General features: G+C 45.6%; 16 protein-coding genes. 5 read left to right on the top strand and 11 right to left on the bottom strand.

Annotated elements, in window-relative coordinates:
• Nucleotides 1–22: 22 nt before the first annotated feature.
• On the bottom strand, nt 23–1,543 hold the full coding sequence (gene ppx, locus FTU69_RS08660) for an exopolyphosphatase (protein ID WP_005182484.1): 1,521 nt from the start codon (nt 1,541–1,543) through the stop codon (nt 23–25).
• Between the two features lie 265 nt (nt 1,544–1,808).
• Between ppx and trxA the strand changes: the two genes are divergently transcribed.
• The 3 genes from trxA to FTU69_RS08645 all read left to right on the top strand — a co-directional run bounded on the left by trxA (nt 1,809) and on the right by FTU69_RS08645 (nt 4,452).
• Nucleotides 1,809–2,135 carry a thioredoxin gene (gene trxA, locus FTU69_RS08655; protein ID WP_016659515.1) on the top strand — a complete coding sequence of 109 codons (327 nt, stop codon included), beginning with the start codon at nt 1,809–1,811 and terminating at the stop codon, nt 2,133–2,135.
• Nucleotides 2,136–2,462: 327 nt separating this feature from the next.
• The gene (gene rho / locus FTU69_RS08650; protein ID WP_005182456.1) at nt 2,463–3,731 is read left to right on the top strand and encodes a transcription termination factor Rho; all 1,269 of its coding nucleotides are present in this window, start codon (nt 2,463–2,465) and stop codon (nt 3,729–3,731) included.
• A 412-nt stretch (nt 3,732–4,143) separates the two neighbouring features.
• On the top strand, nt 4,144–4,452 hold the full coding sequence (locus tag FTU69_RS08645; RefSeq protein ID WP_163142764.1) for a hypothetical protein: 309 nt from the start codon (nt 4,144–4,146) through the stop codon (nt 4,450–4,452).
• Nucleotides 4,453–4,603: 151 nt separating this feature from the next.
• Here FTU69_RS08645 and FTU69_RS08640 read toward each other — a convergent pair whose 3' ends face one another.
• The 3 genes from FTU69_RS08640 to pheS form a co-directional block, all read right to left on the bottom strand.
• The gene (locus FTU69_RS08640) at nt 4,604–4,900 is read right to left on the bottom strand and encodes an integration host factor subunit alpha (RefSeq protein ID WP_004649746.1); all 297 of its coding nucleotides are present in this window, start codon (nt 4,898–4,900) and stop codon (nt 4,604–4,606) included.
• Nucleotides 4,897–7,278, bottom strand: coding sequence for a phenylalanine--tRNA ligase subunit beta (pheT, locus tag FTU69_RS08635; RefSeq protein WP_180103748.1), 2,382 nt, complete (start codon nt 7,276–7,278; stop codon nt 4,897–4,899). The genes FTU69_RS08640 and pheT overlap by 4 nt, the downstream gene beginning before the upstream one ends.
• 178 nt (nt 7,279–7,456) lie before the next feature.
• Nucleotides 7,457–8,437 (bottom strand): phenylalanine--tRNA ligase subunit alpha, encoded by a 981-nt coding sequence (gene pheS / locus FTU69_RS08630; protein WP_016659518.1) that lies wholly within the window; start codon nt 8,435–8,437, stop codon nt 7,457–7,459.
• Between the two features lie 158 nt (nt 8,438–8,595).
• Between pheS and FTU69_RS08625 the strand changes: the two genes are divergently transcribed.
• Nucleotides 8,596–9,624: a hypothetical protein gene (locus FTU69_RS08625; RefSeq protein WP_180103747.1), complete on the top strand. Its 1,029-nt coding sequence runs from the start codon at nt 8,596–8,598 to the stop codon at nt 9,622–9,624.
• On the opposite strand, the gene FTU69_RS08620 is transcribed toward FTU69_RS08625, so the two are convergent.
• The 3 genes from FTU69_RS08620 to rpmI form a co-directional block, all read right to left on the bottom strand.
• Nucleotides 9,621–10,151, bottom strand: coding sequence for an AAA family ATPase (locus tag FTU69_RS08620; RefSeq protein ID WP_127799088.1), 531 nt, complete (start codon nt 10,149–10,151; stop codon nt 9,621–9,623). The genes FTU69_RS08625 and FTU69_RS08620 overlap by 4 nt on opposite strands.
• A gap of 86 nt (nt 10,152–10,237) precedes the next feature.
• Complete coding sequence (gene rplT / locus FTU69_RS08615; protein ID WP_005182440.1) at nt 10,238–10,597, bottom strand: 50S ribosomal protein L20; 360 nt, start codon at nt 10,595–10,597, stop codon at nt 10,238–10,240.
• 12 nt (nt 10,598–10,609) lie between these two features.
• A complete protein-coding gene (gene rpmI / locus FTU69_RS08610; protein ID WP_001096359.1) occupies nt 10,610–10,804 on the bottom strand; it encodes a 50S ribosomal protein L35 in 195 nt (64 codons plus the stop codon).
• A 295-nt stretch (nt 10,805–11,099) separates the two neighbouring features.
• Between rpmI and FTU69_RS08605 the strand changes: the two genes are divergently transcribed.
• The gene (locus tag FTU69_RS08605; RefSeq protein WP_180103746.1) at nt 11,100–11,828 is read left to right on the top strand and encodes an energy transducer TonB; all 729 of its coding nucleotides are present in this window, start codon (nt 11,100–11,102) and stop codon (nt 11,826–11,828) included.
• Between the two features lies 1 nt (nt 11,829).
• Here FTU69_RS08605 and FTU69_RS08600 read toward each other — a convergent pair whose 3' ends face one another.
• The 4 genes from FTU69_RS08600 to thrS all read right to left on the bottom strand — a co-directional run bounded on the left by FTU69_RS08600 (nt 11,830) and on the right by thrS (nt 15,709).
• The gene (locus FTU69_RS08600; RefSeq protein ID WP_005182435.1) at nt 11,830–12,252 is read right to left on the bottom strand and encodes a YqaA family protein; all 423 of its coding nucleotides are present in this window, start codon (nt 12,250–12,252) and stop codon (nt 11,830–11,832) included.
• Between the two features lie 89 nt (nt 12,253–12,341).
• Complete coding sequence (locus FTU69_RS08595; RefSeq protein WP_045795980.1) at nt 12,342–12,959, bottom strand: glutathione S-transferase N-terminal domain-containing protein; 618 nt, start codon at nt 12,957–12,959, stop codon at nt 12,342–12,344.
• Between the two features lie 270 nt (nt 12,960–13,229).
• The gene (gene infC, locus FTU69_RS08590; RefSeq protein WP_075167371.1) at nt 13,230–13,781 is read right to left on the bottom strand and encodes a translation initiation factor IF-3; all 552 of its coding nucleotides are present in this window, start codon (nt 13,779–13,781) and stop codon (nt 13,230–13,232) included.
• A 5-nt stretch (nt 13,782–13,786) separates the two neighbouring features.
• On the bottom strand, nt 13,787–15,709 hold the full coding sequence (thrS, locus tag FTU69_RS08585) for a threonine--tRNA ligase (RefSeq protein ID WP_016659522.1): 1,923 nt from the start codon (nt 15,707–15,709) through the stop codon (nt 13,787–13,789).
• Between the last annotated feature and the right edge of the window lie 393 nt (nt 15,710–16,102).

Here is a 16,102-nt window from a genome sequence, read left to right as displayed (position 1 = left end):
TATCCCTAAATTAACCAAAACGTTAATCGACAAATTGTTCCGAATGAATTTTTAATTCAATGTCCCAATTCTTGAACTGCACTTGTTCATCGTGCAATTCAGCGACAAGCAATGGCCATTGTTTAGCATCACCCGAAACGCTGAGCTGCCATTGTTGCGCATTCTGAACACTCAATTCAATGGCAGGAAGCATCTGATCGCTGCGACTGTGATTGACTAAAACTGCTAGGCGCAGCAGCAGACATAAATGCATTAATTTATGGCCACCGACCTTGTTGACATCAATTTTATCGTCCTGACGCAGCTTGCGGCGATGATGCGCAACCAGATGCGACAGATGGTTTTGATCAATTTGTGAAAAGCCTGGAATATCCGAATGTTGTAATAAATAAGCACCATGACGATGATAGCCACCATGACTGATCGCCAGACCAATTTCATGTAAATAGGCCGCGCGGCGCAGTAAATCACTGTCATCGCTGGTCAATTTCAGCTCCGCGGCTACGCCTTCAAACAGGTGCTGCGCGGTTTTGACCACACGTTCTGCCTGTTTCGGATCGGCGTTATAACGGCCCATCAGCGCCTGCACACTGCGGTCCCGGATATCTTCATGCTGGAAACGGCCTAGCAGGTCATACATTACGCCTTCACGTAAGGCACCATCGGAATAAACCAGTTTATCAATATCTAAAATATCAAAAACTGCATATAAAATCGCAATCCCGGCTGGCAAAACTGCTCGTCGATCTTCTTTTAAACCGTCAAAGTCCATTTCAGAGACATGCTTGTATTTAAGCAGCTTATCTTTAAGTTTTTCCAGGCCCTCACGGGTCAGATTTTCCTGCGCATTGCTCCAGCCCATATTCACGGTAATCTGGCGGCAGGCTTTAATGGTGCCACTTGAGCCTACTACGGTATCCCAGCCGGCATTTTTATAGGTATTGGCAATGGTGGATAATTCTTTGCGTGCGGCAAACACGGCTTTGTCAAAACTTTTATGGTTAATTTCACCTTCGGCGAAAAAGGCTTTGGTATAGGCCACACAGCCCATCTGTAAAGATTCGGTATGAATAGGTTCGAATTCTTCACCAATAATCAGCTCGGTTGAACCACCGCCAATATCAATCACCAGGCGGCGACCACTGTTTTCCATGGTGTGCGACACGCCCAGATAAATTAAGCGGGCTTCTTCACGACCGGCAATAATTTCAATGGGTTTTGGCAAGATTTCTGCGGCTTTTTGAATAAATTCATGTCCGTTTTTGGCCTGACGCAAGGCGTTGGTGGCAACAATACGTAAACGGTTCGGCTGTACAGCGCTTAAACGTCCGACAAAGCGTGCCAGACAGGCTAAACCGCGCTGCTGTGCGGCTTCGGTTAAATTTTTATTCTCATCTAAACCAGCGGCAAGCTGTACTTTTTCTGACATTGATGCCACTTTTTTTACTTCACCATGATCCACACGGGCAATGGCCAGGTGGAAGCTGTTCGACCCCATATCGATGGCTGCAAGTAACTCTTCATCAATTAAAAAATCAGACATTCTTCAAACAAACCTATACAGAATTGTGCCTAGAGTAATTCACATACATGCAATTTAAAAGCCATTTGTGCGCACATTTCGATGAGTATTTAAATTTTCGGCAGATGTGACAATTGTGTGACACGATCATCAGCATCGTGAGCATCAATTAGACAAATTCACAGGAAAGATCGAAAATTTACATATTCCTCTACATTGTTCTAGATGGCTATGTAATACTAATAAATATAGCTATCTATACAAAAATTCATTTGGAGCACATTCCATGTCTGGCAACATCGTAAACACAACGGATGCAAACTTCGAAGCAGACGTTCTTCAATCTGAAACACCTGTATTGGTTGACTTCTGGGCGGGCTGGTGTGCGCCTTGTAAGGCAATTGCGCCAGTACTTGAAGTTTTGGCGACTGAATATGAAGGCAAAGTTAAAATTGTGAAAGTTGACGTGACCGCTTGCGAACAAACTGCCGTGAACTACAACATCCGTAACATCCCTGCACTGTTGATGTTCAAAAATGGTGAAGTGGTTGCCCAGCAGATTGGTGCTGCACCAAAATCGAAACTGACTGCATTTATTGATGAAAACATCTAAATCCTGTCTGTTTAGAAAAATTAAAATACGCTATGTTTCATAGCGTATTTTTTTCGTCTATAAATTGACAAATCGGCGTTTCTCTCTTATATTGCTTGCTCAAGAAATAAAGGACTTCCCGTCCCGCCCGTTTCTTAAAAGACACAACACAAAAATGCCGCTCGGCAACAGAAATTGTTTTTTCACATTTTTCTCTGAAACAATTAATCAGTCCTCTGAATTGTTATTGTGCAAATACAATTGCGTTCGTTTTATTGCCTGCATGCGGTCAAATGTTGCTTCCCTTCCAACCTGTACCCCAGAATTTTTGATTCTATCTGATCACCTATGAATTTAACCGAACTCAAGAAAAAACCGATTGGCGAACTCATCAAGATTGCCGAGTTTATGGGCCTTGAAGGAATGGCTCGTAACCGTAAGCAAGACATTATTTTTGCCATCTTAAAACGTCATGCAATGAATGGCGAAGAGATTTTTGGTGATGGCGTGCTCGAAATTCTGTCAGATGGTTTTGGCTTCTTACGCTCTGCAGCAGGCTCTTATTTAGCCGGTCCTGACGATATCTATGTCAGCCCTTCGCAAATTCGTCGTTTTAACCTGCGTACCGGTGACACCATTACCGGCACCATTCGCCCACCAAAAGAAGGCGAACGTTATTTTGCCCTGTTAAAAGTTAACCAGATTAACTACGACACGCCAGAAAACTCGCGCAATAAAATCCTGTTTGAAAACCTGACCCCGCTGTTCCCAACCGAACAACTGGTCATGGAACTTGGTAACGGTACCACTGAAGATTTAACCGCGCGTGTGGTTGACTTGGTTGCGCCAATTGGTAAAGGCCAGCGTTCAATTATTGTAGCGCCGCCAAAAGCTGGTAAAACCATGTTATTACAAAACATCGCCCAGTCGATTGTACGTAATAACCCGGAAGTATTCCTGATTGTTCTGCTGATTGACGAACGTCCGGAAGAAGTGACCGAAATGGAACGTACCGTGCGTGGTGAAGTGGTTGCCTCTACCTTTGATGAATCTCCAGCCCGTCACGTACAAGTGGCTGAAATGGTAATTGAAAAAGCCAAGCGTCTGGTGGAGCACAAAAAAGATGTGGTGATTCTGCTTGACTCGATTACCCGTTTAGCGCGTGCCTATAACACCGTGGTGCCATCTTCAGGTAAAGTCCTGACTGGTGGTGTCGATGCTCACGCACTGGAACGTCCAAAGCGTTTCTTTGGTGCCGCACGTAATATTGAAGAAGGCGGCTCACTGACCATCATCTCAACCGCGTTAATTGAAACCGGCAGCAAGATGGATGAAGTGATTTACGAAGAATTCAAAGGTACCGGTAACCAGGAAATTACGCTTGATCGTCGTATTGCCGAAAAACGCGTGTTCCCTGCCATGAACATCAAGAAATCAGGTACCCGTCGTGAAGAGCGCCTGATGTCTGAAGACAACCTGCGTAAGGTCTGGATTCTGCGTAAGCTGCTGCATACCCAAGATGAACTGGCAGCCATGGAATTCCTGCTGGATCGTATGAAAGAAACCAAAACCAATGACGAGTTCTTTGATCATATGAAGCGTAAAGCCAGCAACTAAGATCAAAACTTTTTAAAAAGGCCATCGTATAACGATGGCTTTTTTATTTCGGTTGACCATCTTTACATAAAGACACAATTGGACGTTTTCTGTGTAAACTTATTTTTAAGTAAATGATTATAAATAAGTATTTCAAAAAAACCCTATAGTTTTTAATGATTTAAATCGCCTTTCGCCAATATAAACTGAACTCTTGATTGTTATTTTCTGTTAAAAAACAACGTATTTTAGGGCTTTTTTCGGCTTTTTTTAGAGCAAGCTAGTAGTAATTAAAAAAACTCAGTGATAGCATATTCGCAGACCAGTTAGACTGCTCCTGCGTTGTTAGTGCCTAACAAAATTAGGAATAATAAAAGCATATAACAGGCTAACGTCGGTTTTTTTTAATCTCAATTTTTTAGAGAGTGATGCCATGTTATTCAAAAAAATCGCTATTGCTGCTGCAGTTGCTACTACTTTAGCTTTCGTTGGTTGTGCTAAAAAAACTGAAGAAGCTGCTGCTGACGCTAACCAAGCTGCATCTGAAGCTGTTGTAGCTGCTTCTGAAGCTGAAGCTGCTGCTGACGCTGCTGCTGTTGAAGCTGCTTCTGGCGCTGATGCTGCTGTAGACGCTGCTGCTGATGCTGCTGACACTGCTGCTGCTGCTGCTACTGACGCTGCTGATGCTGCTACTGACGCTGCTGATGCTGCTGTTGACGCTACTGCTTCTGAAGCTCAATAATCTTAGATTATTGACAAAAAGAGAGCCTTTTGGCTCTCTTTTTTATTGTCTGAATATTTCTTACAACATCTCATCATCACATACAAGGAACACGGTAATACCTGCCGTTAGAACCTCAGCCCTTACTTTTTTAGCGGCATAAAAAAGCAGATCAATCGATCTGCTCATTTCCAACACGTTGGCGGAACTTCTGTCCGGCACGGAAGGTTACCACCCGGCGTGCAGAAATCGGAATTTCTTCACCTGTCTTCGGATTTCGGCCTGGACGTTGACGTTTATCACGCAACTCGAAGTTACCAAAACCTGAAAGTTTCACCTGCTCCCCAGAGATTAGCGCCTGGCTAATCTCATCGAAGAATAACTCGACCATTTGTTTCGCTTCACGACGGTTTAAACTCGTGAGCTCACTTAAATGATCAGCCATTTCTGCTTTTGTTAATGCTGTCATGAAGCCCTCAATGTCGCTTGATAAGTGTTTTCTAACACTTTTAGGATATTGTCCATACCTGATTTAATTTCAGCATCTTCAAGCGTACGTGTCGGATGTTGCCATAACAGTGCAAATGCCAATGAGCGTTTACCCGCTTCAACACCTTGACCAGTGTACACATCGAATAACCAGGTTGAATGCAGAAGCTCGCCGCCCGTTTGTTCGATAAGTTGCTGAATTTCGCTAACATTAATCTTATCACTAATTAAAAGCGCAATATCACGTCTTACCGACGGAAAACGTGATAATTCTGTAAAATTAGATACATAAGTTTGCAAAACAGCCTGCTGATCCAGTTCCGCCACCCAAGTGGTGCCCAAATCCAGTTCATTTTCCAGAGATGGATGCAAACGGCCCAAATAACCAATTGACTGACCATTGAACAGAATCTCTGCAGATTGGCCTGGATGCAACCAGCTACGCTCTGAACGTACATATTCGACCTGTACACGACCTGCCGCCAGTAACTCTTCAACTTCACCTTTCAGGTCAAAGAAGTCCATGGCTTGTGGTTTGCCATGCCATGATTCTGCTGTTTTAGCACCCACCGCAATCATCGCCAGGGTTGGAATCTGTTTCAGGTCATGAATTGAAGCTGCATTCTGATAATCAAAACGTAAACCCAGTTCAAAGAAACGCACACGGTTTTGCTGACGGTTAATGTTGTACTGTACGCAAGGAATCAGGCTCGACAGCAAGGTTGAACGCATCACCGCCAGATCGCTTGAAATCGGGTTCGCCAATGCCAGCGGGTTGACCGCCGCATTTAGCTGTTTTTCCAGTTTCAGGTCAGCAAAGCTAAAGCTGATTGCTTCCTGATAACCCAAAGTCACCAGGGTTTGACGCAGCTGTGCCACTTCAAACTGATCCTGATACTTCGCCAGTTTGGTATCAATCACCGGCAGGCTGATTTGAATATTGTCATAACCGTGAATACGCGCGACTTCTTCAATCAGGTCCTGGTAAATGGCCATGTCATAACGATGCGATGGCGGTACCACAGACCATTGACCTTGCGCTTTTACCGTCACTTCACAACCCAAGCGTGTTAAAGCATCGGTAATAAAGTCTGAATCTACGCTATAACCCAGCAGCTGATCGACCTGTGCCTGTTTCAGTTCAATCGCGTCACGTGTTGGCAATACTGCTGCATTTTCCGCCACCGTAATTGGGCCAAACTCACCGCCTGCAAGCTCAGAAATTAACTGAGAGGCACGGTGCATGGCGATCAATGGCAGTTCAAAATCCACACCACGCTCATAACGCTGAGAGGCATCGGTATGCAGGCCAAAACGGCGCGCACGACCGGCAATATGCAGCGGTGCAAAGAAAGCAGATTCCAGGAAGATTTCAGTGGTTTCATCGGTAACCGATGAAGACAGACCACCCATGATGCCGGCAATCGCCAGAGCTTTTTCATCATCAGCAATCACCATGACATCGTCTTGCAGTTCTACTTCTTGTTCATTCAATAGAACAAGTTTTTCACCCGCAGTCGCCTGACGCACCTGTACTGAACCTTGCACTTTTGCACCATCAAAGGCATGGAGTGGTTGACCCAGTTCCATCAAGACATAGTTGGTAATATCAACCAGAATGCTGTGCTGACGGATACCCGAACGCGCCAATGCGCGCTCCATCCATTCAGGCGTCGCGGCTTTGGTATTCACGTTCTTGATCACACGACCTAAATAACGTGGACAGCCTTCAGTCGATACAACCACTTTCTTTTCATCAGCCATGCTTGCAGCCACTTCTTGAATGTCAGGCGCAGTCACAGGCAGTTGGTTAATCACCCCAATTTCACGTGCGATCCCACGAATGCTGAAACAGTCACCACGGTTTGGGGTGATGCTGATGTCAATCACGTTGTCATCTAGGTCCAGATATTCACGAACGTTCACACCCACAGGTGCATCCGCAGGTAGCTCTAACAGACCGTCGATTTTGTCTTCTAAGTCAATTTCAGATGCACCGCAGAGCATGCCTTGTGATTCCACACCACGCAGCTTGCCTTTCTTGATTTTAAAATCGCCTGGTAATACCGCACCAATGGTTGCCACAGGCGCTTTCATCCCTGCACGTACGTTTGGCGCACCGCAGACAATTTGTAAAGGCTCGCCTGAACCAATGTTCACCGTCGTTACACGTAAACGGTCTGCATCTGGATGTTGTTCTACAGTCAGCACTTCACCAACGACTACGCCAGTAAATGGTTTTGCTGCAGGAGACAAATCATCGACTTCTAGACCTAACATGGTTAGTTGGTCAGATAAAGTATCGCTGTCAATGGCTGGGTTTACCCATGTGCGTAGCCAATTTTCGCTAATTTTCATACATTCAATTCCTGAATCTCCCCTAACCCCTCTTTAATAAAGAGGGGAACACCCACACTTTTACTTGTTTCGTGTAAGTCCCCCTTTCTCAAAGGGGGATTTAGGGGGATTATTTAAAATTTAAAAACTAATCTATGTCTCAAGCCCTAATTCATATAAGGAGAGGATTAAAAAATTCTTAAGCAAACTGGCGTAAGAAACGCACATCGTTTTGGTAGAACATACGTAAGTCGTTAATGCCATAACGTAGCATTGCAAAACGCTCTACGCCCAGACCAAAGGCAAAGCCTTTATATTTGTCCGGATCAATACCTGCCGCGCGTAATACATTTGGATGCACCATACCGCAGCCCAGCACTTCTAACCATTTACCGCGCTCATCCATAATATCCACTTCAGCACTTGGCTCTGTGAACGGGAAATACGACGGACGGAAACGGACTTTCAAATCTTTTTCAAAGAATTCGTTCAGCAAGTTCACCAGTAAACCTTTCAGTTCAGCAAAGCTGGTGTTTTCCGCCACGTACAAACCTTCAATTTGGTGGAACATTGGTGAATGCGTCTGGTCGGAGTCACAGCGATAAACACGGCCCGGGCAGACAATACGGATTGGCGGCTGCTGGGTTTCCATGGTCCGAATCTGTACACCAGAGGTATGGGTACGCAGTAAATGAGTCGCATCAAAATAGAACGTGTCGTGCATGGCACGGGCCGGGTGATGGCCTGGAATATTCAGCGCTTCAAAGTTGTGATAATCATCTTCAACTTCTGGGCCAGTAGCCACAGTAAAGCCAGCTTTGGTAAAGAACTGGCAAATACGCTCTTGCACCTGAGTTACCGGGTGAATGGAGCCAATGGTCTGACCACGGCCTGGTAAAGTAATATCCACCGTTTCGCTGGCAAGTTTTTGTTCTAATGCCGCTTGCTGTAATGCTGCCTGACGCTCGGTTAATGCAGTATTAATGGCTTCACGCACCGCATGGATTTGCGCACCAAACGCTTTACGCTGTTCAGGATCCATTTTACCAAGTGACTTAGATTGTTCCGCGAGCTGGCTTTTCTTCCCCGTAAATTGCACCCGTACTTGATCGAGTGTAGCAAGGTCGTCTGCTGCTGCAATGGCAGCGAGCGCTTCAGTGGTCAGGGCTTCCAGTGACATAGTAACTCTCAAAGCAACAAATTTTGAATATAATTAAAAAACCCCACATTCTAACAGTTTTTGGACAGTAGAATGAAGTTGCATTGCAGGAAAATTAGATTGGCATCGCAATTTGGAAAAAGTATAAGATAATCAAAATATCAATGAGATCAAACACTATGGCGCTCGATCAAATTTGGAAACAGCAACTGACCCTGGTCACCTATGGCAATGAATATCTGAGCCAAGATTTGAGTTTCAGTCGCTGGCGTGCGCATCCCATTTTTAATCAGCACCTGTTCTGGTTTCGTGATTTAAATTCCCAGCATCTGCTGGCCCAGCATTTTGAAATCTGGCTGGAAGGCTTAAAACGCCAGGGTACAACCCGACTGAGTCTGCACAATGCCAGCCTGCTGGTCGATGAAAAAAATCCCAACGCCAATGTAGAGCTGCTGCCCTACCCGCATTTTATTGTCAGCCATGAAGCACATAAAAAATTCGCCTGGATTTGTGGCAAGGAATTGCCGGAATGGTATAACGCCGACAATGATTATGAATTTCCATCGGCACAGCGTATTGAACTGCGCCAGGAAACGTTCTGGCGTTATGAACTCAATAGTAAGCTGGCCAAAAAGGTAGAGGCCGATCTAGAACCCGCTCACTGGGATGAAATTCATCTGTTTACCGAGCAGGAGCTGTTTTCCCATACACTGGCGGCCGACTTTCAGCCACCTGAACAGCAGAATTTACCCTATTATGGTGTTCCGCTTACGGCAGATACACCTGATCCGCATCAGCTGTCTTTATTACCGACTCACTATCAGGCCGATTATGCACATCGCATGCTGTACCGTTTAGAAGCGCTAAAAGATGATATTCGACAGAAAATCCAGCATCCCTATAATGCAGATAATGAAGTGCTGAGTCCGGAAGAGCAGCTTGACCTGCGCCATTTTGCCCAGAAGCTGGATGATTTAAGCGCCAAATTTATTGTCAAGGTGGCCAACCATTACCAAAGCGCCCAGCTGATGCCTGTCGCACAGCCGAATCCGCTGGAACCGTTCGCATCTGACAACAAGGCTACCCATGCGCAAGCAGCGCATTCAGCCAAAGCCCCGTCTCATCATAAAGTTGGTGCGACTGGAGTCATCAAGCTGATTCTTATTACTGTGGTAATTTGTTTATTGGCCTATTATTTCGGACTTTAAACGCGATTCAGAAACCGTTCAACTTCAGTCGCTGAAGTCAGCCGAATCCAGTGCAGATGGGCATATTCGGGAGATTGTATCAGCTGCAGATAATGCCGGCGATTTTTCTGATGGGTTTTAATCATCCACCAGACAATCGAATCGCGGCTAAACAGCTGTCTGATCGTTTCCTGATTATTGGAATTAGGCCAGAGGGTTTGCTGTGAAACCGCGCGCTGCACGGCGCGTTGTACAGAACGCAGTAAATTGCTATGAAACGGTAAATCCAGCCAGATGATGGTATCGGCCTGCGCCCATTTAATGGGAATGGTGCGAGTATAGTTGCCATCAATCACATAGCCATTGGGTGCCTGCTCAATGGCTGCCTGAATTTTGGCAAAAAAATCTGTATCAGCACTTTGCTGCCAGTCATCTAACCAGAACAGATTATCCAGCTCGATATAGGCCAGTCCCAGCTTTTCTGCCAGCGCCCGGGCAAAAGTCGATTTGCCTGAAGCCGAAGTACCAACCACATTAATTCGCTGCATACAATTTCCCTACTCTATCATTCAGACCCTGATTCTGCGCAATAAAAAAGACCGCATAAAGCGGTCTTCTTTTAAGTCACGAGGACTTAGGCAGCCAATGCACCTTTCGCTTTTTCAGCTAAAGCAGCAAATGCAACTGCGTCATGCATAGCGATGTCAGCAAGTACGCGACGGTCGATGATCACTTGAGCTTTCTTCAAACCAGCAATCATACGGCTGTAAGACAAGCCGTTTTGACGAGCACCAGCATTGATACGCGCAATCCATAGAGCACGGAATTGACGTTTCTTCTGACGACGGTCACGGTAAGCGTATTGACCTGCTTTGATTACCGCTTGGAACGCTACGCGATATACGCGTGAACGAGCACCATAGTAACCTTTAGCACGAGCAAGAATTTTTTTATGACGGCGATGAGCCTGTACACCACGTTTTACACGAGCCATTTATAAATCTCCTTAGATGTATGGGCACATACGACGAACTGAAGCAACGTCACTCACGTGAACCATTACACAGCCGCGCAATTGACGGATACGTTTAGCAGATTTTTTGGTCAAAATGTGGCGTTTGAACGCTTGTTTACGCTTGAAACCGTTAGCAGTCGCTTTGAAACGTTTAGCTGCACCACGGCGAGTTTTTAACTTAGCCATAACAACCTCTTTTAAGTACCTGTTCGGCTCATTTGCACCATTACAAACGACCTGCAGGTAAGGGAGCACGTATTCTAAAGCATCTTTGTCTAAAACAAAAGCAGATATTGCAAAAGTCGCTCGTCTTCTATCGGCAGATGAGGTCTTTGAGATTAGCAGGATCTCTCCTTGTTATTGAACAGCCAAAACATGAAGAGGGAACATCTTATTTTTATAGAGGAAGACTTGTACTGAAGCCCGATTCAGGAAATACTGCGCAGCGTTCCTTCTTTTGCCCAACAACAAGCTAATCCTCATGAAAAAAACCATTTGTCTGAGTCTGTGTCTGGCACTGCCCTTTAGTGCCACGCTTGCCATTGCTGCCCCTGCCGAACAACTGCAAGTACAAAAAACCTCGGCGTTGGCCGCCCATCTGACCACGCGTATTCAATGGACCGAGTTTCCGCAGCTGCGTTATAGCAATGCCGATTTAAAGCAGCAAAACCGCGCGGCCATTTTACGGATTCATGCCGATGAATCGGGGCAAATCAACAAGGTCACGGTACAGGAAAGCACCGGACTAAAATCTTTAGATCAGCTGATTAGTCAGGCGGTAAAACAGGCCAGAATCAAACCACATCTGGTCGATGATACCCCGGTTCCAGTGATTGGTTATCAGGTCTTTCATCTGGATTTAAAAGATACTGCTCAGGACTGCCACTACAGCTTTGACTCGACTGTCTGGCAAGCGCAGCAAGCCGGCGCAAAAAGCGCGTTTCAATATCGCAGCCAGCCTCAACTGAACGTCACCGAAGATGAGTTAAATGGTCATGCCCGCCGGATTCAGTTCAAAATGAAAGCCGATAAATACGGCAACATCCACAAGGTTAAAATTCAGCAAGGTTCCGGCCGTTATGCGCTGGACCAGAAACTGATTCAGGCGCTGCAAGGTGCACAGGTCGATGTACCACGCAAATTCTGGATCTATAAAAAATCCAGCCTGAAAGATGAAGTCCGTTTTCAGCCAGCAGAATGTGAGGGCTAAACTAGAACATGGCATAAGCCAGATAAATAAACAGATAACGCCCGATTTTGGCTACACTCACCATCAGCAGAAATCGGGCGAAGTTTTCTTTCATTAAACCGGCAATTAGGGTGATTGGATCACCAATCACCGGCACCCAGCTCAGCAGTAAGGACCAGAAGCCATATTTCCGATAAATCTGCTGTGCCTGCTGCAGCTTGGGTTCAGACACCGGAAACCAGCGCTTGTCTTTATACTGCTCGATCTTGAGTCCTAACCACCAGTTCACACAGCTGCCCAGAATATTGCCCAGACTGGCGATGGCTATTAAAGCCATCACCGAATGTTGCTCTTGAATGAGCAGGCCCAGTAATACCGCTTCAGATTGCAACGGCAATAAGGTAGCCGCCCCAAAGGCCGACAGAAATAACAGCAGATAAGCCATAACAGATGCAGTTAACAGGTTCTGCCCATCTTAACTGAAATCACAAAAAAAGCACCCGAAGATGCTTTAGGTGATTTTATGATGATTATTTAAACCTGAATCGCCAGGGCGCGTTGTACTGCCGGACGGGCGGTTAAACGCTCAATATAATCCTGCACATGCGGATAATCTTCTAGCGGAATCTGCTGCCATTCATGGCGTAACAACCACGGTAAAATCGCCATATCGGCAATTGAATATTCACCGGCTACATATTTCTGCCCGATCAGCTGCTTGTTTAACACGCCATACAGACGTTTGCTTTCATTGACATAACGCTCGGTGGCATAGGCAATACGCTCGGGTGCAAAGCGGCTAAAGTGATGGTTCTGACCGAGCATCGGGCCTAAGCCACCCATTTGCCACATCAGCCACTGCTCCACCTCTACCCGCTCGAGCTCATCTACCGGATAGAACATGCCGGTTTTACGGCCCAGATATTGCAAGATCGCCCCCGATTCAAAAATCGAAATCGGCTGGCCATTCGGTCCATCCTGATCGACGATAGCTGGAATTTTATTGTTGGGAGAAATGCGCAGAAAATCTGGCTGGAACTGGTCGTTTTCAAGGATGTTAATCGGGAAAATCTGGTATGGCAGCGCCATTTCTTCTAAGGCAATCGTAATTTTATGACCATTGGGCGTGCCCCAATAATAAAGATCAATCATGTGTATATCCTTGCGCTCTTGTCGTTGTCATGTGTTATTGCTCTGCCGTTAAAGATACGAGATAAGCCTGAGCAGGGCAACTGTTGTCACATAAAAATTAAACACCAGAGATGACCCGCAGCTGTTCGAAAGTCACCGAGCTTTTATCATGCAAAGTATGCTGAGCTGCTCAACATACCGAACGATCATTACGTCAAAATATTAGTGACCTCATAAACTGTAGTCACAAAAAAAGCACTGCTGGGCAGTGCTTTTTTGATTCGGAGATGCTTACTTTTTCTTTTTCGGTCCAAGCAGCATACCCATTTGACGACCTTCCATTTTTGGCGCCTGTTCAACTACACCAATTTCAGCTACATCCGCTTCAATTTTCTGTAATTGTGCCAGACCCAATTGTTGGTGCGCCATTTCACGACCACGGAAACGCAGTGTGATTTTGACTTTGTTGCCTTCTTCCAAGAACTTTAAAATGGCACGCAGTTTTACGTTGTAGTCACCTACATCGGTTGCTGGGCGCAATTTAATTTCTTTTACCTGCACTTGATGCTGCTTTTTCTTGGCATCTTTTTGCTTTTGCTTCAGGTCAAACAAGTGCTTGTTGTAATCCATGATTTTACAAACAGGCGGCTCTGCATTTGCCACAATCTCAACGAGGTCAAGATCTGCATCCTCTGCAGCACGCAATGCTTCCGCTAAAGAAACAATTCCTTTTTGTTCACCATCCGCTGCAACGAGGCGTACTTCTTTTGCACGGATCTCGTCATTAATTGCAGGGCGGTTACTCTTAGCACCTTGTTGTTGGTTACGGTCAGGCTGTTTAATCTTTCTTACTCCACAATGTACCGGCCGCGTTCGGCAACGGCTGCTTTTACTAGGTCAACGAAAGCATCAATTGACATAGTACCCAAATTTTTTCCTGAGCGGGTACGCACGTTCACTGTACCTTCCTCTACTTCACGGTCGCCAAGAACCAGCAAGTAAGGAATACGCTCTAAAGTACGTTCACGAATCTTAAAGCCGATTTTCTCATTTCTCAAGTCAGAAATCGCACGAATACCGTTTTCTTTCAGTTTCTCGACGACTGACCCACAGGCTTCAGCTTGCGCGTCGGTAATATTCATTACACAGGCTTGTGTTGGCGATAACCAAGGTGGCATAAAGCCTGCATAATGCTCAATAAGTATACCAATAAAACGCTCAAAACTTCCAAGAATCGCACGGTGTAACATTACCGGCTGATCACGGTCGTTATCTTCCGTCACATAAGAAGCATCTAAACGTTCTGGCAAGTTAAAGTCACACTGAATGGTACCGCACTGCCATACACGGCCTAAGCAGTCTTTCAATGAGAATTCAATTTTCGGACCATAGAATGCGCCTTCACCCGGCTGTAGTTCCCAGGCCAGACCCGCTGCATCCAAAGCATCGGCCAGTGATTTTTCTGCCAGATCCCACAGTGCATCATCACCCACACGTTTTTCAGGACGAGTCGATAACTTCATTTGCACATCTTCAAAGCCAAAGTCTTTGTAGACATCTAAGGTTAACTGAATAAAGTCAGCAACCTCTTGGCCAATCTGCTCTTTGGTACAGAAAATATGCGCGTCATCTTGCGTGAAACCACGTACCCGCATAATACCGTGCAATGAACCCGATGGCTCGTTACGGTGACATGAACCAAATTCTGCCAGACGGATTGGTAAATCACGATACGACTTTAGGCCCTGGTTAAACACCTGCACGTGACATGGGCAGTTCATTGGCTTCACTGCGTAGTTACGGTTTTCAGAATGCGTGGTAAACATGTTTTCCGCATAGTTCGCCGCATGACCCGATTTTTCCCACAGGGTGAAATCGACCACCTGCGGGGTACGGATTTCCTGATAACCGTTGTCCTGCTGCACTTTACGCATGTACTGTTCCAGCACCTGGTAAATGGTCCAGCCATTTGGATGCCAGAACACCATACCCGGTGCTTCTTCCTGCATATGGAAAAGGTCTAAGGCTTTACCAATTTTACGGTGGTCACGCTTTTCTGCTTCTTCAATACGTTTGATGTAGGCAGCCAGCTGTTTCTTGTCAGCCCAGGCGGTACCATAAATCCGTTGCAGCTGCTCGTTTTTGGCATCACCGCGCCAGTAAGCACCCGAGATTTTGGTCAGCTTGAATGATTTTAAGAATTTGGTATTTGGTACGTGCGGACCACGGCACATATCCAGATAGTCCTGATGGTAGTACAAGCCCATTTGAGTTTCTTCAGGCATGTCTGCAATCAGGCGCAGTTTGTATTCTTCGCCACGCGCAGTGAATTCAGCAATGACTTCATCACGCGGGGTCATTTTTTTCACAACATCGTAGTCCTGGTCGATGAGCTTTTTCATACGCTCTTCGATGGCCGCCATGTCATCTAAAGTAAATGGACGTGGCATCCAGATGTCATAGTAGAAACCTTCTTCAATGACTGGACCAATCACCATTTTTGCTTCAGGGAACAATTGTTTTACCGCATGGCCCACCAGGTGCGCACAAGAGTGACGAATAATTTCGACCCCTTCTTCGTCTTTCGGTGTGATGATTTGTAAGGTGGCATCTTCAGTAATTAAATCGCAGGCATCGACTAAACGATCGTTCACACGACCTGCCACAGTATTTTTGGCAAGACCTGGGCCGATGCTTTGTGCAACTTCCATCACAGATACGGCTTGATCAAATTGTTTTTGATCACCATTCGGCAAAGTGATAATTGGCATAGAAAATCCTTAAGGAGTGATGCCCCGTACCATGGAGCATGTCACCGCGAGATTATGATCGAGGAGAACCTCAAAAGATAAAAAACGGTGGTAAATAAAAAATCGACTAGAATTTTACACGTCTTGGCGCGGTGATTAAACCTTTTCTCCGAGAAAATTCAAATTAAGCCTCGTGTTTATGCTTAATTTTTTCCGATTTAAAAAAATGTGCTGCATGGGCCAATTTTATTTCCGGATTTACCGGTCAAACGGATGATGTGGCTTTTTATATGCTGATCTGGCCAATCTATCTGCAACTGCCATCATCAGCTACACCCAGATAAAAAAGAAATATCTCCATACAATTTTACCGGATCAAAAAAGGTTTATATTTCAGGTGATAGCGTGCCTATT

The organism is Acinetobacter sp. YH12134, from assembly GCF_013418555.1.
In the GTDB taxonomy this organism is placed as follows: Bacteria; Pseudomonadota; Gammaproteobacteria; order Pseudomonadales; family Moraxellaceae; genus Acinetobacter; species Acinetobacter indicus.
This window is presented reverse-complemented; position numbering and strand designations above follow the sequence as displayed.